Annotated in this window: 14 protein-coding genes; 4 read left to right on the top strand and 10 right to left on the bottom strand. The window is 40.1% G+C overall.

What is annotated here, in order from left to right; translation table 11 throughout:
• Nucleotides 1–1,470: an OmpA family protein gene (locus EHQ70_RS17350; RefSeq protein WP_135588470.1), complete on the bottom strand. Its 1,470-nt coding sequence runs from the start codon at nucleotides 1,468–1,470 to the stop codon at nucleotides 1–3.
• Here EHQ70_RS17350 and EHQ70_RS17355 point away from each other — a divergent pair.
• Both EHQ70_RS17355 and EHQ70_RS17360 read left to right on the top strand, forming a co-directional pair.
• Nucleotides 1,469–2,380, top strand: coding sequence for a phosphate ABC transporter substrate-binding protein (locus EHQ70_RS17355; protein WP_135588471.1), 912 nt, complete (start codon nucleotides 1,469–1,471; stop codon nucleotides 2,378–2,380). The genes EHQ70_RS17350 and EHQ70_RS17355 overlap by 2 nt on opposite strands.
• 437 nt (nucleotides 2,381–2,817) lie before the next feature.
• A complete protein-coding gene (locus EHQ70_RS17360) occupies nucleotides 2,818–6,213 on the top strand; it encodes a chitobiase/beta-hexosaminidase C-terminal domain-containing protein (RefSeq protein ID WP_135588472.1) in 3,396 nt (1,131 codons plus the stop codon).
• A 235-nt stretch (nucleotides 6,214–6,448) separates the two neighbouring features.
• Here EHQ70_RS17360 and EHQ70_RS17365 read toward each other — a convergent pair whose 3' ends face one another.
• From EHQ70_RS17365 to EHQ70_RS17385, 5 genes are all read right to left on the bottom strand, one after another.
• On the bottom strand, nucleotides 6,449–7,969 hold the full coding sequence (locus tag EHQ70_RS17365; RefSeq protein WP_135588473.1) for an NHL repeat-containing protein: 1,521 nt from the start codon (nucleotides 7,967–7,969) through the stop codon (nucleotides 6,449–6,451).
• 172 nt (nucleotides 7,970–8,141) lie between these two features.
• Nucleotides 8,142–9,590 carry an NHL repeat-containing protein gene (locus EHQ70_RS17370; protein WP_135588560.1) on the bottom strand — a complete coding sequence of 483 codons (1,449 nt, stop codon included), beginning with the start codon at nucleotides 9,588–9,590 and terminating at the stop codon, nucleotides 8,142–8,144.
• Between the two features lie 232 nt (nucleotides 9,591–9,822).
• On the bottom strand, nucleotides 9,823–10,335 hold the full coding sequence (gene hpt, locus EHQ70_RS17375) for a hypoxanthine phosphoribosyltransferase (RefSeq protein WP_135588474.1): 513 nt from the start codon (nucleotides 10,333–10,335) through the stop codon (nucleotides 9,823–9,825).
• On the bottom strand, nucleotides 10,332–10,844 hold the full coding sequence (locus EHQ70_RS17380; protein WP_135588475.1) for a SixA phosphatase family protein: 513 nt from the start codon (nucleotides 10,842–10,844) through the stop codon (nucleotides 10,332–10,334). The genes hpt and EHQ70_RS17380 overlap by 4 nt, the downstream gene beginning before the upstream one ends.
• A 45-nt stretch (nucleotides 10,845–10,889) precedes the next feature.
• The gene (locus EHQ70_RS17385; protein WP_135588476.1) at nucleotides 10,890–11,486 is read right to left on the bottom strand and encodes a response regulator transcription factor; all 597 of its coding nucleotides are present in this window, start codon (nucleotides 11,484–11,486) and stop codon (nucleotides 10,890–10,892) included.
• A 6-nt stretch (nucleotides 11,487–11,492) separates the two neighbouring features.
• Between EHQ70_RS17385 and EHQ70_RS17390 the strand changes: the two genes are divergently transcribed.
• Nucleotides 11,493–13,931, top strand: coding sequence for a hybrid sensor histidine kinase/response regulator (locus tag EHQ70_RS17390; protein ID WP_167481728.1), 2,439 nt, complete (start codon nucleotides 11,493–11,495; stop codon nucleotides 13,929–13,931).
• On the opposite strand, the gene EHQ70_RS17395 is transcribed toward EHQ70_RS17390, so the two are convergent.
• From EHQ70_RS17395 to EHQ70_RS17410, 4 genes are all read right to left on the bottom strand, one after another.
• On the bottom strand, nucleotides 13,923–14,489 hold the full coding sequence (locus tag EHQ70_RS17395) for a DUF1569 domain-containing protein (RefSeq protein ID WP_135588477.1): 567 nt from the start codon (nucleotides 14,487–14,489) through the stop codon (nucleotides 13,923–13,925). The two genes, EHQ70_RS17390 and EHQ70_RS17395, sit on opposite strands and share 9 nt — an antisense overlap.
• On the bottom strand, nucleotides 14,489–15,226 hold the full coding sequence (locus EHQ70_RS17400; protein WP_208729587.1) for a TerC family protein: 738 nt from the start codon (nucleotides 15,224–15,226) through the stop codon (nucleotides 14,489–14,491). The genes EHQ70_RS17395 and EHQ70_RS17400 overlap by 1 nt, the downstream gene beginning before the upstream one ends.
• 78 nt (nucleotides 15,227–15,304) lie before the next feature.
• Complete coding sequence (locus tag EHQ70_RS17405) at nucleotides 15,305–16,729, bottom strand: hypothetical protein (RefSeq protein ID WP_135588479.1); 1,425 nt, start codon at nucleotides 16,727–16,729, stop codon at nucleotides 15,305–15,307.
• Complete coding sequence (locus tag EHQ70_RS17410) at nucleotides 16,726–17,664, bottom strand: RluA family pseudouridine synthase (RefSeq protein ID WP_135588480.1); 939 nt, start codon at nucleotides 17,662–17,664, stop codon at nucleotides 16,726–16,728. Before EHQ70_RS17410 ends, EHQ70_RS17405 begins: the two co-directional genes overlap by 4 nt.
• A gap of 56 nt (nucleotides 17,665–17,720) precedes the next feature.
• On the opposite strand from EHQ70_RS17410, the gene loa22 reads away from it, so the two are divergent.
• Nucleotides 17,721–18,290: an OmpA family outer membrane lipoprotein Loa22 gene (loa22, locus tag EHQ70_RS17415; protein WP_208729588.1), complete on the top strand. Its 570-nt coding sequence runs from the start codon at nucleotides 17,721–17,723 to the stop codon at nucleotides 18,288–18,290.
• The last annotated feature ends 261 nt before the right edge of the window (nucleotides 18,291–18,551 follow it).

Below are 18,551 nucleotides of genomic sequence, written 5' to 3' on the forward strand. Positions count from 1 at the left end.
TTAATCTAAAACTAAAGTAATTTCCACCCGACGGTTTTTATGACGGTTTGTTTCTGTATCATTGGGAACAATCGGAACATCGTCGGCATACCCTTTGAAGGATATATGTTTTTCATCCATTTGGTGATTATCAACTAATGAATGTAAAACGGATTTAGCTCTATCCTCGGAAAGTTTTTGATTGTATTCTTTTTTCCCAATATTGTCTGTATGACCGGAAACTCGAATTTCTCGATCAGGATATTTTTTTAAGATTTCTGCAATCTTTGCCACTGCGGTTTCGGCATCGGGTTTCAGTTTGCTATCATTAAAATCAAAAAGAATGGAATCTAAGGAAAATACAATTCCGTCATCGGAAGTTCTTACTGTGATTGGAAGTTTTTCTGGAAGAGTATTTTTGTCTGGTGAAGGAATTTCTCCTGTGTCAGTGATTCGTCCTAAATTTTCACCAACGGGTTCTTTTCCATTTGATGGATTTTTGTTAGGATCACCTAACTTGGTCCCATTCGGATCTCCTGTATATCCCACAATGAGATCACCCAGGATATCTTCTCGAATTGCTTCTTTGTCTTTGGCATTCACTTGATTACGAAGGAAATAAATTCCTTTGATATGAAAGTTTGCTTCCTGAACGGTTCCATTAGGATAAATAAACGTGTAAGATAATTTGACTTCTTTAAATTCAGGAACACCTCTGCTCGCGTTAAAGAAAACTGTTCCCGAAGCAAAACCAAAAATTTTGTATGGTACGTTTGGTACCATTTTTTCGCCTTCTGGTTTGGTATAAAAGATGGGATAGGTGTAGGTGATCTTTTCACAATTTCCTTTATAGTTTCCTTCTGACCAAGGATGGATGCCTTGGAAGGTATATTCAGGTAGGACTTTGACACGGATGCGTTCTGCACTGAAATCGAAAGACTCTTCTGCAGGTAATTTCCAAATATCAGAAACAGAAACTGGAGTGTCTGGAAAACTCGGAAAACTGCGAAGGTTTGGCATAATGAAATCATTGGGAACTTCATAGCGACCATTACGAAAGAGAGTAAAGTCAGATACAAACTCTTTGTCCTTCCAGAAAGGGCCAGATGTTTTTCCGTAACGGATATAAGTATCAAAAAAAGCATTCACCAAACAAGAATCAGATGAACATTTTTTCGGTTTCATCACCACTCTGTTTTTATCTTCTCTTTCCACTGTTTTAGTTCCTACGCGGAAAAATACATCATGGTATTCATTCAGTTCTAAAACTTGGTTTTCTTTCCATTTCCACAGGAAAGTGGTTTTCCCTGATGGTACTGGTGTGGAGGCCACAAATGGGAAAAAGATGACAAAACAAAATACGAGTCGTCGGAGTGTCTTCACATTGCAATGATCGGGGATTTTTTTGAAAAACTGATAGGGGAAAGAGAAAAAACTACAGGTTTTTGCGATTGACGAAGGATTGATTTTTGGCTTTACCTGAATTACCATGAAAAACCTTTCTCTGCTTTTTTACATTTTGATTACAATTAATTTTGTCGCTTGTAAGGACAAACAAACCCTGAAAGTGGCTGGTTCTGAAACCATGAACAGTATGATGCGATACTTAGGGACCGAATATGAAAAAGTAAATTCAAATGCTCGTGTAACAGTCGAAGGTGGTGGATCTGAATCAGGAATCGACAGATTACGCAAAGGCGAAATCGATATGGCTGTTTCTTCCCGTGACTTAAACCAAAAAGAATTTGATGACCTTCGTAAAACAGGAAATTTGGAAAAAGTAAGACTGGCTTACGATGGAGTAGCACTTGTTGTGAATCCAAAAAACACAATTTCCAAACTAGACTTGGTACAAACATCAGATATCTTTTCTGGAAAAATCAAAAACTGGAAAGAAGTGGGTGGTATTGATGCTCCGATTTCCATCGTGATCCGTAACGATAAATCCGGAACTCAAGATTATTTCCAAAACCATATCCTCAAACGAAAGGATTTGGGTTTGAACGAGTTCAATGAATACAAATCGAATGTATTTACAAAAGACGCTAAAATCGTAAAAGACAATGCTGAGTTATCAAAATTCATTCAAGAAAATCCAAATAGCATTGGTTATATGGGAATGGGATCTGCTCTTGTGGAAAACAAAGACAAACTCAAAGCACTCGACTATGCAAGAACGAACAAAGATCCATATGTATCTCCATCTGTAAGAAATGTTTATGATAGGAAATACAAATTAGCTCGCGAACTATTTATCATTTATAAAACCGACCAAGGTGATAAAATTGATGCCTTTGTTACTTTTCTTACCAGCGAACAAGGACAGGTGGCAGTGTTACAATCAGGGTATTTAAGAGCATCTTTGCCAGAAGTGGAAGTTTCGGCGGAGCCGGTGAAGTAGGGGGAGAGGTAAATCCAATCCTTCTTTAAATAGAATTTTGCAAAATTTTGATTCTATTCTGATTATGCTGATTCAATTCAATCACTGAAAAATGGGAACCAATCCAAAGAATTAATTTGATTGGTTCCTTTTTTGTTGTCTTTCCATTCGTTACATTGCAAGGACTGATTTGATTTAGAATCAATCTATCTATAGTTCGAATTTTCTTTCCAAAAACAGTCAGTTTCATTCTCGGCATATCCCTAAGGATCTGTTCCCATCACAACTGTTACCTTTTCCTAGACCGTTAAAATCGGTGGAAACCTATTTTTAGAACATTTTTAGCTGCAAAAGGTCACTTTTTGGACAATCTAATGAAAATTAGTTGCCCACTAACAAAATTCAAAAGCACATTACTATTTTCGAATATTAATGCGAATTTTTAGGCAAAAAGTAAAATGCGAATCCCAAAACAAACCTATCTCCTTTCGTTCTTAGTTTTATTCACGAGCAATTGTGTTCTTTTTTTACCCAATGGTGGGGGCCAAACAGACTTTAGTTTATTCGGTTTTCTGCTGGGTCTTGTCGGTGGTTCCCCCACTTCCTCCCAAAACCTATCTCCAGGAACTGCAGTGGATCTCTCAGGTGATGGAAAACCGGATGGAACCTTAGTCGACTCTGATGGCGACGGTGTTTCCGATGGAATCAATCTCACTGGTGGAACAACCCCCAATTTGATTCTCATCGATACCAATGGTGATGGGATTCCTGATGCAGTAGACTCCGATGGGGACGGACTCCCTGATTATTATATTAGTCCAAACCCACCGGGTTTTCTCACAACAGGGCCAGGGGGAACAGGAAATCCTGTGGTCATCATTGTGGATGGAAATGGAAATCCTCTTGGGTTTGATACCGATGGAGATGGAACTCCCAATGACACGGCCATTGTTACGATACTTAGTGACACCACTCCGCCAACCATCACCAGTTCTTTGTTAACCGGAACTTTCTCTACAACGCAAACCACAACTCTTACTTGCTCGGATAACAAAGCACCTGGATCTATCGTTTATACTCTGGATGCATCCGCGCCAACGTTTGCACCAAAAAATGGAACCATCATTGTAAAATCTTCCAAAGCCGTTTCTCTCTCCACAGAAGGAAGTCATACCCTCCAAGCCATCTGTCGTGACTTAGCTGGAAATCTTTCTGCACCCATTAGCATTGTTTATACGATTGATACTAAAATTCCTGCTCTCTCCATTGTAAGTCAATCAGCAACGGCCATCAGTGCTTCTGCAGGAGCCATTAGCAGTTCCACTGCGACTTGGAGATCCGATCGCTCCGGATCTTTTACTGTTCGTGAAGGAAGTTCTTGTGATTCAGGAACCATTGCTACTACGGGATCTGTTACTGCTAACGTAGACCAAGGGTTTGTACGTTCTCATACTCATTTCACTGGTGAAGGCACAAAGAGCTATCGTATCTGCGTAACCGCTTCTAACGGACTGACTGGATTTGTATCTGTTAGTTTGCAACGAGACGATACCGCGCCTGTGGTCACAGCGGATCCAGGGGCAGGAAGTTATGGAGTGGCAACTTCCGTTTCGCTATCCTGTTCCGATACTGGTGGTTCAGGATGTGATCAGATCGCTTATGCTGTGCAAGCTGGCTCTAGTCCTACAAATCCGACTATTCAAGGAACAACAGGAACCGTCAGCAGCGGAACTTTATATACCGCTGCCATTGCCATGACCGATGGTACTGTCACCTATACGAAGTTTGTGGCTCGCGATAAGGCAGGAAATGTTTCAGGTGTGAGTTCACAAAATTATACTGTGGACACACAAGTGGCTACGATCACCGTGAATACCCATACGGCAGCGATCAATGGATCTTCGAATGTATCGGTAAGCTGGCAAAGTTCCAAAGCTGGTTCCTACCAAATTCGTTTAGGCGGAACTAGCTGCTCCACTGGAACGGCTCTTACCAATACAGGAAGCAATGCGAATGTAACCGGAAATGCTGCTGCAACAACTGATATCACTTCAACGATTGCCAACTCTCATTTTGTGGAAGGGGACACTTCCATTCGTATTTGTGTCGCAAACCTAATTGGTAGTTTTGGATCCACCACTCGCAGTTCAAATAAGGACACTACAGCTCCCATTGTCACGATGGCCTCCCCTTCTGGTTCCGGTCCTTTTGCGTCGGGAACCCAACTCCAACTAAGTTGTTCCGACACTGGCGGAAGCGGATGTGATAAAATCATTTATACACTAAATGGCACAGAGCCAGCGTTTGACGGTAGTGGTGCTGTCACCAATGGAACGGTTTATTCTTCTCCAGTGGCACTTGCCAATGGTAGCAATCAAGTCAAATACTTAGCTCGTGACTTGGCAGGAAACCTAAGCACTGCTGGGAACCAAAGTTTCCATGTGGGTCCGCCAAATGCACCTGCTTTTGTAGAAGCGCAAGCCGGTGGAACGAGTGCTATTGTACAGTGGTGGCCGGTAACTGGAGCCACATCGTACACTGTGTACTACAGCACAAGTCCGGGTGTGACAACGGCATCGAATAGTTTTGGGCCAGTGACGGATCCAATTGCAACGATTACAGGACTGACTGGTGGGACATTGTATTACTTTAGAGTGGTGGCAAGTAATGCCTTGGCAAGTAGTGCTATTTCGATGTTGGAAGCGGGTGCTTTGACGACAGCGACACCTCCTGGGACAAGTGCGACGGGAATACATGTTGATATATCTGCGGGGCAAGGAACAAATTCAAGCATGGATGCTCCTCAGGCAGTGTTGGACTATAAAAATAATAAGCTACTTGTTGTTACACAAAATGGTGCGAATGGCTCTAAACCTAGTTTATTTACGTGCAATATGTATGGAAACAATTGTTCCCATACCGATATTTCAGTTGGCCAAGGAACGGAATCGGGGCGGTATCCCAGTGCAGTGTTAGATCCTGTTAACGGGAAGTTGTTGGTTGTCACAAGTAATGCACCAAATGATGGTAGTAGACCTAGCTTATTTAGGTGCAATCTGGATGGAAATAACTGTTTATACACTGATTTGTCTGCGGGACAAGGAAATAATTCTGCTCTGAGTTCTATTGTCCCACTCATAGATCACATCAATGGTAAATTGCTCGTTGTCACAAGGAATGGTGCAAATTTCCTTAGGACAAGTCTATATAGGTGTAATTTAGACGGAAGTAGTTGTTCCCTTACCGATATTTCAGTTGGACAAGGATATTTTACGGGAGGTTTAATTAGTGCAGTTTTAGATCATACCAATGGGAAGCTGTTAGTTGTGACATACAACGGAACTAATAACAACAAACTTAGTTTATTTAAGTGTAATCTAGATGGAACTAACTGCTCACACACTGATATATCTGCGGGACAAGGTGATAATTCTGGTATTAACCCCAGTGCAGTTCTAGATCCTATCAACGGGAAGCTTTTAGTCGTTACACAAAATGGAGCTAATAACTATAAGCCAAGCTTATTTAGGTGCAATCTGGATGGAACTAATTGTTCACACACTGATATATCTGCGGGACAAGGTGGTAATTCAGGAAGTAGTCCGAGAGTAATCATAGATAAAGTCAACAGTAAATTGCTCGTCGTTACACAAAATGGAGCTAATAACTATAAGCCAAGCTTATTTAGGTGCAATCTGGATGGAACTAACTGCTCACACACTGATATATCTGCGGGACAAGGAAATTATTCCGGCAATTTGCCCAGTGCAGTTTTAGATCCTATTAGTGGCAAACTTTTAGTCGTTACTCAGAACGGCGCCAACTCCTTCAAACCCTCCCTCTTTATTTGGTAGCTCCTCCCTGCGCCAGGGGATCCGAAGGGCTTGGTCTCACCTAGTATAGGTGAGACGGGAGCGTAAGCGCACCCCGGAGGAGCCCGGTCGGTTAAGGGTTTGATTTGGTTCCACTAACCAATGCGAGGCGCCTGAAAAATTAAAATCAGAACTCTATTGAGAATTTAATCTAATTAATAAATTTAATGAGGCCTATAAATTCGGGATCAAATGGTATTGTTGTGAAAAGATTCTCTTAGAACGCCAATACTCGGTTATTTCCTCGGTCGGCAATGTATAGCTGGCCGAACTGATTGAAATAAATCCCTGAGGGGCTAGATAAACTTTTTGCGCTTATGACTCCTGCTGTAGTGCAGGTTCCGTCATTGTTAGCTAAGTTACATGTTAAACTATTGAACTGACCTAATACGGCTACTGCTGCTATTCCGGCCGATGCTGTGGATTTTGGATATATAAGCACTCGGTTATTTCCTGTGTCTGCGACATAGAGATTTTCGCTTTGATCAAGTGCTACCCAATTGGGATTATTTAAATTGGTTGCCAATGAACCACTTGTTACAGTAATAAAATCTGGTTGACCAAACACTCTTGTTGCAGTGGTAGAACCAGCTGGAAAGTAGAGAACTCTATTATTTCCCGAGTCAACGACAAACAACCCTCCTTCCGAATCCATTGTGATTCCATAGGGCCCTGTCATTTTTACGTTGGAATTGCCTGGTACATTATCAGAAAAATCTGGTTGGCCATAAACTCGCGTAGCCACTGTAGAGTTAGGTGGAAAATACAATACGCGAATATTGCCTGATTCAGATATATAGACACCTCCATCGGGCGCGGCGTGAACACTTAGTGGTGAGTACAAACTAGTGGCACTTGTCGTCCCTGCCGTTCCAGTTGTAAAGTTTGATTGTCCATATACGCGTGTTGGGGTATTGGAATTTCTAGGAAAATATAATACCCGATTACTAGCCGTATCTACAGCATATAAACCCTCACTGTCATCCAATGCCAGTCCACGAACAGAATTTAAGGAGTTTTCAGAAATGGCACCACCACTACAAGATCCACCCGAAAGCATATTCGCCGTATCACAAGTAAAGTTTCCAAATTGTCCATACACTCTTGTGGAAGCAGTTGTCTTTGGTGGAAAGTATTGGATGCGATTGACACCTGAAATATAAACTCCTCCAGAGGAATCGGCAACCACTCCATAGGGAAAACTAAAATTTTGATTGGTCACTGATCCTGGAGCACAGGAACCATTGTTATATGTATTGGCGCATGTGTAATAGCCGTATTGTCCATAGACGAAAGTAGGGATTGTATCCACCACTTGCAAAGTAATGCTCACAATTCCAAAGCCGGGGCTATTTTTGGTGATGGTGAGATTTGTGGGAGCAGTGATTGCTTTGGTTGTTCCGCTGATTTCCCCCGTTCTGGTATCAAAAGTCAAACCAGCAGGCAAAACTCCTTGTATCGAATAACTAGAGTTCATCGGATAGCGAGGGACGATGGAAACAGGAAAATCAAGATAAAGTCTGTAATTTGAATGTCTGTAACCGAATGGGGGAATGTTCACAAGATTGAATCCGCAGTGGTAGGATACAGCTGTGCTAAGAGCCTGAAATACCAATGTTTCAAAATAGGAATCGGATTTGGGATCGCAATTGTTGCCTAGATCCTTTGGTTGACAGCCAATCGTGAGAAAAATGAAAATAGGAAGTGCGATGGTAAATAATTTACATATGATTTTCATATAGGAAAGTTTCTTGATATAAAACTTTGTAGATAACTACCGTCTATCACAAATGAGTTGGTGAATTCAAATTCTGAAATAAATTATCAGCGAAGTTTAGGAAAAAGAACGAAAAGGAGATGGGTGTTGGGTAAGACTATCATTCGATAGTATGGCTCGCATGTGGCGTTGATTAATAAACCAATACTCTATTGTTTCCAGAATCCGCAATGTACATCCGACCTTGTTTGTCAAAATGAACAGCAACAGGACTTTTTAAGATTGCTGCACTAGGATTAATTGAGGGACTGCATGAACCATCATTATTATCAGCACCGCAAGCGAAGTCTCCAAATTGGCCAATAACGGCCGAGGCTGTCATTCCCGTAGTAAGATTCGTTCGGGGGTAGACTAACACTCGGTGGTGGATTTGGTCTGCTACAAATAAGTTTTCACTCTGATCCAAGGCCACTGCGGAAGGATTATTTAAAGTATTAGTCGTCGGGCTAACAGGAGAAGAGAATGCTGTAAAAGTAAGTTGGCCATAAACTCTAATGGCAGCAGATGCACCTTTCGGATAATAAACAACTCGGTGACTTCCGGTATCTGCAATATAAATTCCGCCAACGGAGTCTGCGACGATCCCACGATTGGTGTTAAGGTTACTGGCAGTCTGCCCTGATCCGTTCATAATAAAATTGGGTTGTCCATACACTTCCGTGGCTATGTTTGCATCTTTAGGAAAGTAAAGAACACGATTATTTCCAAAATCAGAAACATACATACCACCAGAACTTTCAAAACTTACATCCATAGGGAGGTTAAAATTGGATGCGGATGCTGCTCCGCTACCTGAAGTTACAAAATCGGGAACTCCCAATACTCGATTAGGAACGATACTTCCATTTGGGAATACCAACAAACGTTTATTGAAATTTGCATCGGTGATGTAGAGTTGATTGGCTTCATCAACTGCGATCCCTTGGGGACTATCAAGATTCCCTGCATTGAGAGCTGTCGGTCCACTACAACTTAGATCGGAAGGAGCATTGGTAATATTACAAGTAAACAATCCATGTTGTCCGTATACTCGTGTAGCCGTTGTTTGGCCTGGTGGATAATATAGAACTCGATTGCCAGAAGTAATATAAACTCCACCTGCATTGTCAGTGGTTACGGCATTCGGTCCAGAAAGATTGTTTGCCGTCGTTGATCCCGCAACACAGCTCCCGTTATTAGTGTCTGCGCCGCAGTTGAAATTTCCAAATTGTCCGTACACTTTCGTTGCTACTAAATCTCGAATTTCGATAGAAATTTGACTGATTGCTACTTTCTTTCTATAAACCGTATAACTTTGTCTTCCGAGAGGAGAGCCAGGAGTTCCCGAAAGGGCTCCAGTGTTTGGATCGATATACAAACCATTGGGAAGATTTGGTTGTATGGTGATCTCTGTTTTATCACCTGATTTCGGTAATACGGATATAGGGATGGACTTGTAAAATGTAAAATCAGTGTATCTGTATAAGTCACCAGTATTTACAACTTGCATCTGGCAAAATCCACCTTCGATACTGGCGGAAATCAGAAGTTGCGGGAAAAAGTCCTTGGATTCACTATCGCATGGATTGGATAAGGAAACCATTTGGCAGTTCCCAGAAAGAGATAAAACCAAGGAAAGAAAAATTAAGCGAACAGTCATCTATTTAAGAAATGGATTTAAAAAGAAGGTTTCTGGCAATTTGTTTTTTTACAAGTGATCATTGGAAATAAATTTCATTCCTTTCGTATGAGAAAACTTTTTATATGTAGTGAAATTCGCCTAATTTATATTAGTCGTCATGAAAGGAAATTAGGATTTTCCTTAATTAAGAATTTTACTCCATCCCTTCCAACTTCGCCACATAAGGTAAGTTACGATACCGGCCTTGGTAGTCCAAACCATAACCGACTAGAAAATCATCTTCGATAATAAAACCTGGATAATCGACAGGGATATGTGGGTTTGCTTTAGATTTTTTCCAAAACAAAGTGGCAACTCTTAAGTCTTTGGGATTTTGTTTTCCTACTTCTTCTAACAAGTATTCTAAAGTTTTTCCTGTATCTACAATGTCTTCCACAAGCAATACAGATTTATTTTTGACTGAGTGTTTGAGCTCTTTAGTGATTTTTAAATCTCCAGAAGTGGTTCCATCTCCATAAGAAGAGGCGGCCATAAAATCTACTTCGTGTGGGATGGCGATGCTACGGCAAAGGTCAGCTGTGAAAATAAATCCACCGTTGAGGATTCCAATCACAACTAAATCTTTGCTTAGGAAATCACGAGAAATTTCTCTCGCTAGTTCTTCTACACGTTGGTGGATTCTTTCTTCTGAATATAAAGGTTTCATTCTTTGCCTATTTGCCCAGGGATCCAGAAAACTGCCAATTGGCAACTGCCCCAGCTAAGATCTTTCCACGAATCTTCTGGAAAACTCAAGCCGAGAAATGAGGCCGTGGGAAATTTCTGAAATTTTGTGGCAGAAGTTTCTCCAAAGAGTAAGGCCGATCCGAGTTCTTCTAACCCGGGATTGTGGCCCACAAGGCAAACAGAACGAACGGAAGGAGAAAGGCCATGTAATAAAAATAAAAGATCTTCTTTTTCCGCATCGTAGATGGCTTCTCTTAAATCCGGTTTGGGAAAACGAAGGATTTCTTTGCGTAGGGAGGCATAGGTTTTTTGCGTTCGTTCGGCGGGTGAAACCAAACATTGGTCAAATTCAAATCGGCTTTCTTTTAAGTATTCGCGTAGGGCTTTGGATTGTTCCTTTCCGCGTCTGGATAGAGAACGTTCCAAATCAGAATCATAAGGTTCATCCCATTCTGATTTGGCATGACGAAGTAAATAAATATGTTTCATACAATTAGTTTAGTCGAAACAAATGACTGGGAAATCACGAAACGACTATTTTTGTATTTCTTTTTCGTATTTGGAAATAAGTTCGTTGTTGTTTTTACAGGAGAATTTTGTCCGCATTTGGTTGAGATGGTATTCTACTGTTTTTCTCGATTTTTGAATTCGATCCGCCACTTCGTTTTGTGACAAACCTTGTACGAGTAAATTGAGAATTTCCATTTGGAAAGCGGAGAAAGGAAGTTGGACCTTACTCACTCCATCGGAAACAAAAGAGCCACCTTTCATCACAAGTTCAATGACTTCTGGTAATTTAGAGATAGGATCGGACTTTAACATATAGCCATCGGCCTTGGCTTTGAGGGCATCTTCTACATAGACTCGACTTCCATGTAATGAAAAGATGATGACTTTTGTGGGTTGGTGTTTTTCTTTAATTTCACGCAAAACATCGATGCCATTACGATCCGGTAAATCGATGTCCAATACCAAAACATGGATGGGACTAGATTCTAAAAAATGAAACAAATCGGCAGCAGTTCGAAATTCTCCGGCAAGAGAAAAGAAAGGATTGGATTTTAGGATAGATATGATTCCTTCTGTGACAACGGAATGATCTTCTAAGATGGCAATTTTAACGGATTCCACAGCCTCATGATTCTCAGCGTATTCTTCTCATCCATCCAAAAATCTTTCTGGGACTTACTTATTTTTTGTAGTTATCCCTTAATTTTGCTCTTCATCATTTTAGGTACCACCTCCTGCCGGTTTGATGCATATCCAACCTTACTCGCAAAAGATGGTGTTCTCGATGCCCGCACTGCCAACTTTTCAGGGGAAACCATAAACCTTACGGGAAAATGGGAATTCTATTGGAATGAATTTTTAGATCCTAAATCAGAATCTCCTGAACATAAGTCGTATCTAAAAGTAGGAGTTCCTTGGTTTTCCCAAGAGAATGAAGACGGGGAAGATTACCCTAGTTTTGGATTTGCTACCTACCGCCTAACGCTTCTTTTGCCAGAGACAGACAATACTTCGGATAAAGAGCCTTATACACTTCTAGTTCCAGTTTTACATACTGCTTATAAAATGTATTTGAATGGGGAACTCATTGCCGAGAACGGAAACCTAGCTAAAACCGCGAAAGATCATAGTCCTTCTTTCCAAATCAAAATTGTTCCTTTAAAGGGAATCACAAAAAAATTAGATTTGGTCGTTCATGTTTCCAATTTCTCTCATAAGTATGCAGGCATTCACGGAATCATTCGTTTTGGAAAATTACAAAATATCATTCGTATCTGGAATGTAAATTATACAGTCACATGGATTCTTATGATTTTTATGGCACTACTAGCCATTTATCATGCGTTAGTGTATTTTATCAATCGTTCTGAACGAAATGCACTTCGGATGGCCTTTGTATATTTGGGAATTTTGATACTGGCATCAACACTCATCGAAACAAAAATTTTATTTAATCTTTTTCCTGATGAATACTGTGTTCCTTTGTTTCGACTCTCTCGCCTTGGTATTGTTTTGATTATGTATTTTGGTGCTTACATTCTTTTGAATTTAACCCAAATTCGTTTTTTCAGACGGATGTTAGTTTTTTTAAAACTTTATGCTTTGGTATTTTTTGGGGTCGCGGTTTTGACTCCTGTTTCGCATCTCGCAGAGATTTCTTTTTATTTTGAATCTGCCTCTGCGATGTTTGTATTTTTAGGATTAATTTCAGTATCCGTTGCTTTGTACTTTCAAAGAAAAGAAAGTCGATTGTATTTTTTTAGTTTACTTTTGGCAATCATCGGTGCACTCATTGATTTGTTTTTGATCGCCAATCCTAACTTTGGATACAGACCCATGGGTCTCGTTTCTCTATATTTATTTATTTTTCCACAAACACTCGGTGTGACTTTTGGGCTTGTACGTGTTTACAAAAGATCCGAATCTTTATCAAAAGAATTATACAAAAGAAAAGAAGCCCTCGAAAAAAAAGTCAAAGCACGTACTTTGGAATTGGAAAAGGCAAACCGTTGGAAAGCAAACTTTGTTTCTCTTATTTCGCATGACTTACGTTCGCCGCTGAATAGTGTGAACCAAATTTTAGATGTAATCGATTTTAGTTTTAGTGAATCTTCCGAAGAAGAAAAAAAGAAATTTTTAGAAATTTGTAAAACTGGAGTCACCCAATCACTTAGGATGTTGGAACAATTACTGGATGTCAGTCGGTTTGATGCCTTTGGAACCAAACTCATCCAAACTCGATTTTGTGTGAACGAACTACTGAACGAAATCATCGAATCAGTCGAACCTTTGGCGACTCTCAAAGGGATTCGAATTCAAAAAGAAACTCCTATCCAAGCAGAAATCATAGCCGACAGAACTTTGATTGGTGAAGTTTTTAAAAATATCCTAACCAACTCCATCAAATATTCTTATCTCAATTCTGAGGTTTGGGTAGGTGTTTCTTATAAAGGAAAATGGCTTTCTGTAGAAATTCGTGATCGCGGACTTGGGATGAGCGAAGAACAAATCCACAAACTCACCGGTGAAGAAAATATCAAAAGTCTTCCGGGAACTGCTGGGGAGAGGGGAACCGGTCTCGGTTTACAACTTTGTATGAATATCCTCGAAGCCCATTTTGGAAAACTCAGAATTAAGTCTGTACTGGGTGTGGGTTCTTCCTTTGAAATTTCTTTATCAAAAAGTACCAAGTCTGTACTTCTTGTGGATGATTCTGGAAATTTTAGGTCAGACCTAGCGGAGGTTATGCGAAGGAATCAGTGGATTGTGATCGAAGCTGGAAATGGAGAAGAGGCTTTGTCACATCTTTCTCGGATCACACCATCTCTTCTCATCACCGATTTACAAATGCCTGGGATGAATGGAATATCCTTAATTCATGAATGGGAAGGGCGCCGCCACAAAGACCAGAAGATTCCAATCATTTTGATTAGTTCGGACGCCCCTCTCTCCGGTGGTGACAAATTTTTGGAAGAAGAGGGATTGGAATCTATTGTTTCTGCTTATCTTTCAAAAATGTACAAGGCAGAAGATCTCTGCCAACAAATAGAATTTATTTTACCCTAACACTCGTTCCATGTGATTTTTGATATGAAGGCTATGGGCCACATCATACTCTTCTTTGGTGAGTTCTCCATAAGCAAAATGAGGTCTTAAGGATGATTCTTTTGTTTTGGAAAAATCATCAATGGCTTGGATGAGTCTTTTGATTCCAACTTTGACTTCAGTGGCATTGGAAATGTCTTCTGCCCCAGGAATGGGTTCTTCTAGTCCGTGATTCATTTTGTTTTTGAATGCAAAAATAGAAAAGGCAATCTTTCCAATAGAACCTCGGAAGATAGCGGATTTCATTTCAGGATATCCTTTAAGAGAATATTCGATGCTTTGGGCGCAGTGAGCAAATACCTTTCCCTCACTCCAGTTTCCAGAAAGTTTGATTCCTTCTGGATCAGATTGTAAACTCACCAACAATTCGCGAAGGTCAGCAAGATCATCAGCTTCCGCCCAAGGAGATTCTTTGGATGGATCCGATTTTGTTTCTTTTTCATTCCCTTCCGCACGAAGTGGTAGTTGCAGAATGGTATAAGACAATGCAGTTTTTTTTAAGAACTCTTTACGTTTCATTAGAATTTTCCTTTTAGAGAGATTGGTTTTTCCGGTTTGGAGCGGAGTTTCATATTTAGGAATTCAACGATCACAGAAAAACACATCGCAAAGTATATATAACCTTTCGGAATGTGTAATTCCAATCCTTCCCCAAGAAGTGCCACCCCAATCAAAATTAAAAAACTGAGCGCTAAAATTTTAATCGTAGGATGTCTGTCCACGAAGTCGGAAATACTTCCACTGGATAACAACATAAACCCTACAGACAAAACAACGGCGGTAATCATCACACCTAACTGGTCAGTCATTCCCACAGCGGTGATCACTGAATCCAAAGAAAACACAATGTCTAGAATCATAATTTGGATGATGACTTTGGTAAAGGAAACTCGTTTTCCATTTCCTTCTTCGGACTCAGACTCTCCTTCTAGTTTGTGATGGATTTCTGTGGTAGACTTGGCAATGAGAAAGAGTCCGCCTAAAATCAAAATGATATCACGGCCACTGATGGCATGGTTGATGATTGTAAAAACCGGAGTCGTCAGTTTCATAATTAGAGAAAGAGAAAATAGCAAAAGAATTCTTGTGAGCATAGCGAGCATCAGTCCAATTTGGCGGGCAGACTTTTGTTTTGTTTTTGGTAACCTTGAAGAAAGAATAGAGATAAAGATAATATTATCAATACCTAGAACAATTTCTAAAGCCGTTAAGGTCAATAGTGCAAGCCATACTGTTGGGTCAGAGAGAATTTCAATCATAACGTAGCCTAAAGTCCTAAAAATGAAAAATGAATCAATCTAAATCTACGCATAGGATATGGCAACTTTGGAACTCTAGCGTTTGTAAAAAAACCAACCTTCACATTCTTTCACCACCCGAACTCCCTTCCATTGTTCCAAATTTTCTTTGTTTTCTGTAATCCCCCAAGTAAAATCTTCGAAAGGCCTTTTTTCAAAACCCTTATCCCAAGTTTGGTTAGAAACCCAAGGGTAGTAGACTCCAGCTTTTGTGAACGGGACGAGAGTCCAATTTTTGTCAGAATAGGTATAACTATATTTGATGGGCCAGTAAGTGGCGGCTCCAGGAATATTGGGATCAAACTCGGAAAGACATTCCATTCTGTGAGCCCTTTGGGATTCTCCTTCTTTGATTGCATTTGCGAGTAGAGGATATTTTTCATTATAAATGAAAACAATTCCTAGAAAAATAATTAAACTCACAAAAGACCTAACCACCGGAATGATTGATAATAACCTTATGATCAGAAAAAATAAACAAAAGGGCAAAAGATACAAGTAGCGAAAGTTAGGTTCTATTTGGAAAATATAAAGAGCCACCACTGTCAGAATAGGTGATAAAAGAAATACAAAGTCCAAAAAATTTTTTTTTAATTCCAAACGAAGAAATAAAAACAAAACATATATTATACATAAAACAAAATACCAATAAAACCAATCATAAAATAGCGAATGTTTGGTGGTGGACTGAATCACTCCCGAAATCCATAGGTTTGGATCTTGGGAAATCAAATCAAATGCAGAATGAATTCTGTCCATTGTAGGGAGGTCTTTAGATGTAAAAACTCCAATCCCCATTTTTCTGAATCCTAACTGCCAAACTCTTGCCAATCCAAAACTTAAAAAAATCAAACCAATAGGATAAAAAGATTTTTTTCGCAAATGTAAGATAGTGTAAATCAGGAGAAAAGGTCCCACATTCACAAAGAACCAATACTCGGAAATCCAAATGAGTGAAAAGATAAGAAAAAAACGTAATCCTTGGAGTGTATTTTTGGAATCCCAATGGTTGATTTCAAAAAGAGTATAAGCGGCAAATAATAAAGTTACAGCATGAAAACTTGGAAAATAAAACTGCCCCAAAGAGTTTGGTAGAATTCCCGCAAGAGCCAAAAAAACCAAAGAAAAAAGATAAGATTGTCGTTTCTTAAATCCGTATGTTTTTGCCAAAAAGTAGGGCATTACAAAAAAGAAAAAACCAAAAGCGTAATGAAAGGAATCAGCAGAAGGAAACACCGGATAGATAAGGATCGCCAGTCCAATTTCCGGAAACAGACCGGAAGATGGGGGAAGGTTCCAACCTCTGATTCCTCCCGCCCAAAAATCACGAGCAAAAAGAAACGGATAAAGAACATCGCTATCTGTTCCTTCCCCTAAATGATTTTCGTAAATGGCACCATAAAACAAATGAAAGGCGCCAAATAGAACCAAAAGTATAAAAATCGGTTTTAAATTTCTCAATAACTAGGACATTTCCTTTCAAAAGTTTTAAACCTTTCTGGAAATTCCAATTCTACTAAGATTCGTTTGTCGGGAATGAAAGGATGTGGGAATTCCAATCGTTTGGCAAAAAGTAATAGTCCATACTGAGTATAATCCTTTGCGGAACGAGAGTACAAAGTATCTCCAACCACAGGGCAACCAATCTTCGCCATATGAACACGAATTTGGTGGGTACGACCTGTCTCAAGCCCTAGTTTCATCAAACTAAATTTACGACCTGTTTGTGTTTGGACAATTTTTTCCGTTTTATAATGAGTGATAGCCATTCGCCCATCTTCTCTTACACACATCTTCACTCGTTCTACGGGATGGCGACCAATGGGTAGATTGACAGTTCCTTCGGACTCCACGGGAGCTTGGAGAACCCAAGCGTAATAGGTTTTATCTACAAGCCTATCTTGGAACATTTTGGAAAGTGCTGCATGGGCACGATCGGTTTTCGCAATGATGAGAACCCCTTCTGTTGGTTTGTCCAATCGATGCACAATTCCTGGACGACGTTCACCGCCTGTGGCTGATAGGTTTTTGAATTGGTGTAATAATCCATTCACAAGAGAAGGTTGGTCATCACCTGGTCCACTGTGGCAAGCGATCCCCGCTTTTTTATGGATAACCATAAATTCGTCCTCATCATAAAGAACAGGAATGTCCATGGGAATGGGTTCGAGCCGAGAAGGGGGTCTTGCGATCACATTCACGACGTACTCTTCACCAAGAGTCACCTTATATCCGTTTTTAGTGGCCAGTTGTTCTTTGGTTTTGTTTGTCACAAATCCAGAATCAATCCACTTTTGAACGGTAGAACGGCTGAGATCGTCTCCGGCATTGTCTTTTAGAAAGACATCCAGGCGACTTTGGTCATAATCTTCGGAAACAGTTACAAATATTTGCATTTTCGGTTGTTATCTAATGAAAAGAACTAAACTATGGAAACATTAAGGTAGGTCAACTGATGAAAAAAGGATTTTTTTTAAGCCTCATCCTCCTCGCAGGTCTTTCGCTTTCATTAACGAATTGTTCGTCTTCTGAAGAAAAAGAAACTCCGAAAGACACAACTTCCACTACGGGAACAACATCCACTGTATCTTCCAGAGATCTCAATGCAGCTCTTTTGGACGAAATCAATGTAGCACTCAAAGACTACCGCTATCCAGATGGTGTTCGTCGCAGAGGTTTTAGCTACAAACAAGCGGACATCCAAGCAGAAGATTTCAAAACTTGGGCAAAAGACAACGTTTCTTACATCAAAGATGCTATTGCAAAACTTCCTGAAGGATACGCTCTTGAAGTGACTGGTCACGCAGATGCATCTGGTCCAGAAGAAGCAGAAGGTGCTAAAAAAGGAAACGGATACTATTCACAAATTCGTTCTGATGCAGTGAAAGACGCACTTGTAAAACAAGGAATCCCTGCTGACCGATTGGTGACAAAAGCTGCTGGTTCTTCTAAGCCAATTTCTGGTTTTGATGAAAAAGACGCGATCAACCGTCGTGTGACTTTTCAAGTCGTTTCTAAATAAGAAAATTCACTCTTAAATTAGAGACCTTTCTCTAAATCAAACCCACCTTTTGGTGGGTTTTTTTATGCCCAATGAAGGAAATCTAATTTTGTTTTAATGTTTCTGATGCAGAAAGATTTGGGCGCCTCGTATTTGTTATGCGAATAAAAATTCCATTCTATCACGACCGCGCTATCCGCTCCAATCTGGTATTCCCCGTTTATTTCGGACAATAAATTAAGCACATCGCTTTTCATATAACTTTCTAAATACAATAGGAGA

The organism is Leptospira congkakensis (genome assembly GCF_004770265.1).
Lineage (GTDB): Bacteria > Spirochaetota > Leptospiria > Leptospirales > Leptospiraceae > Leptospira_A > Leptospira_A congkakensis.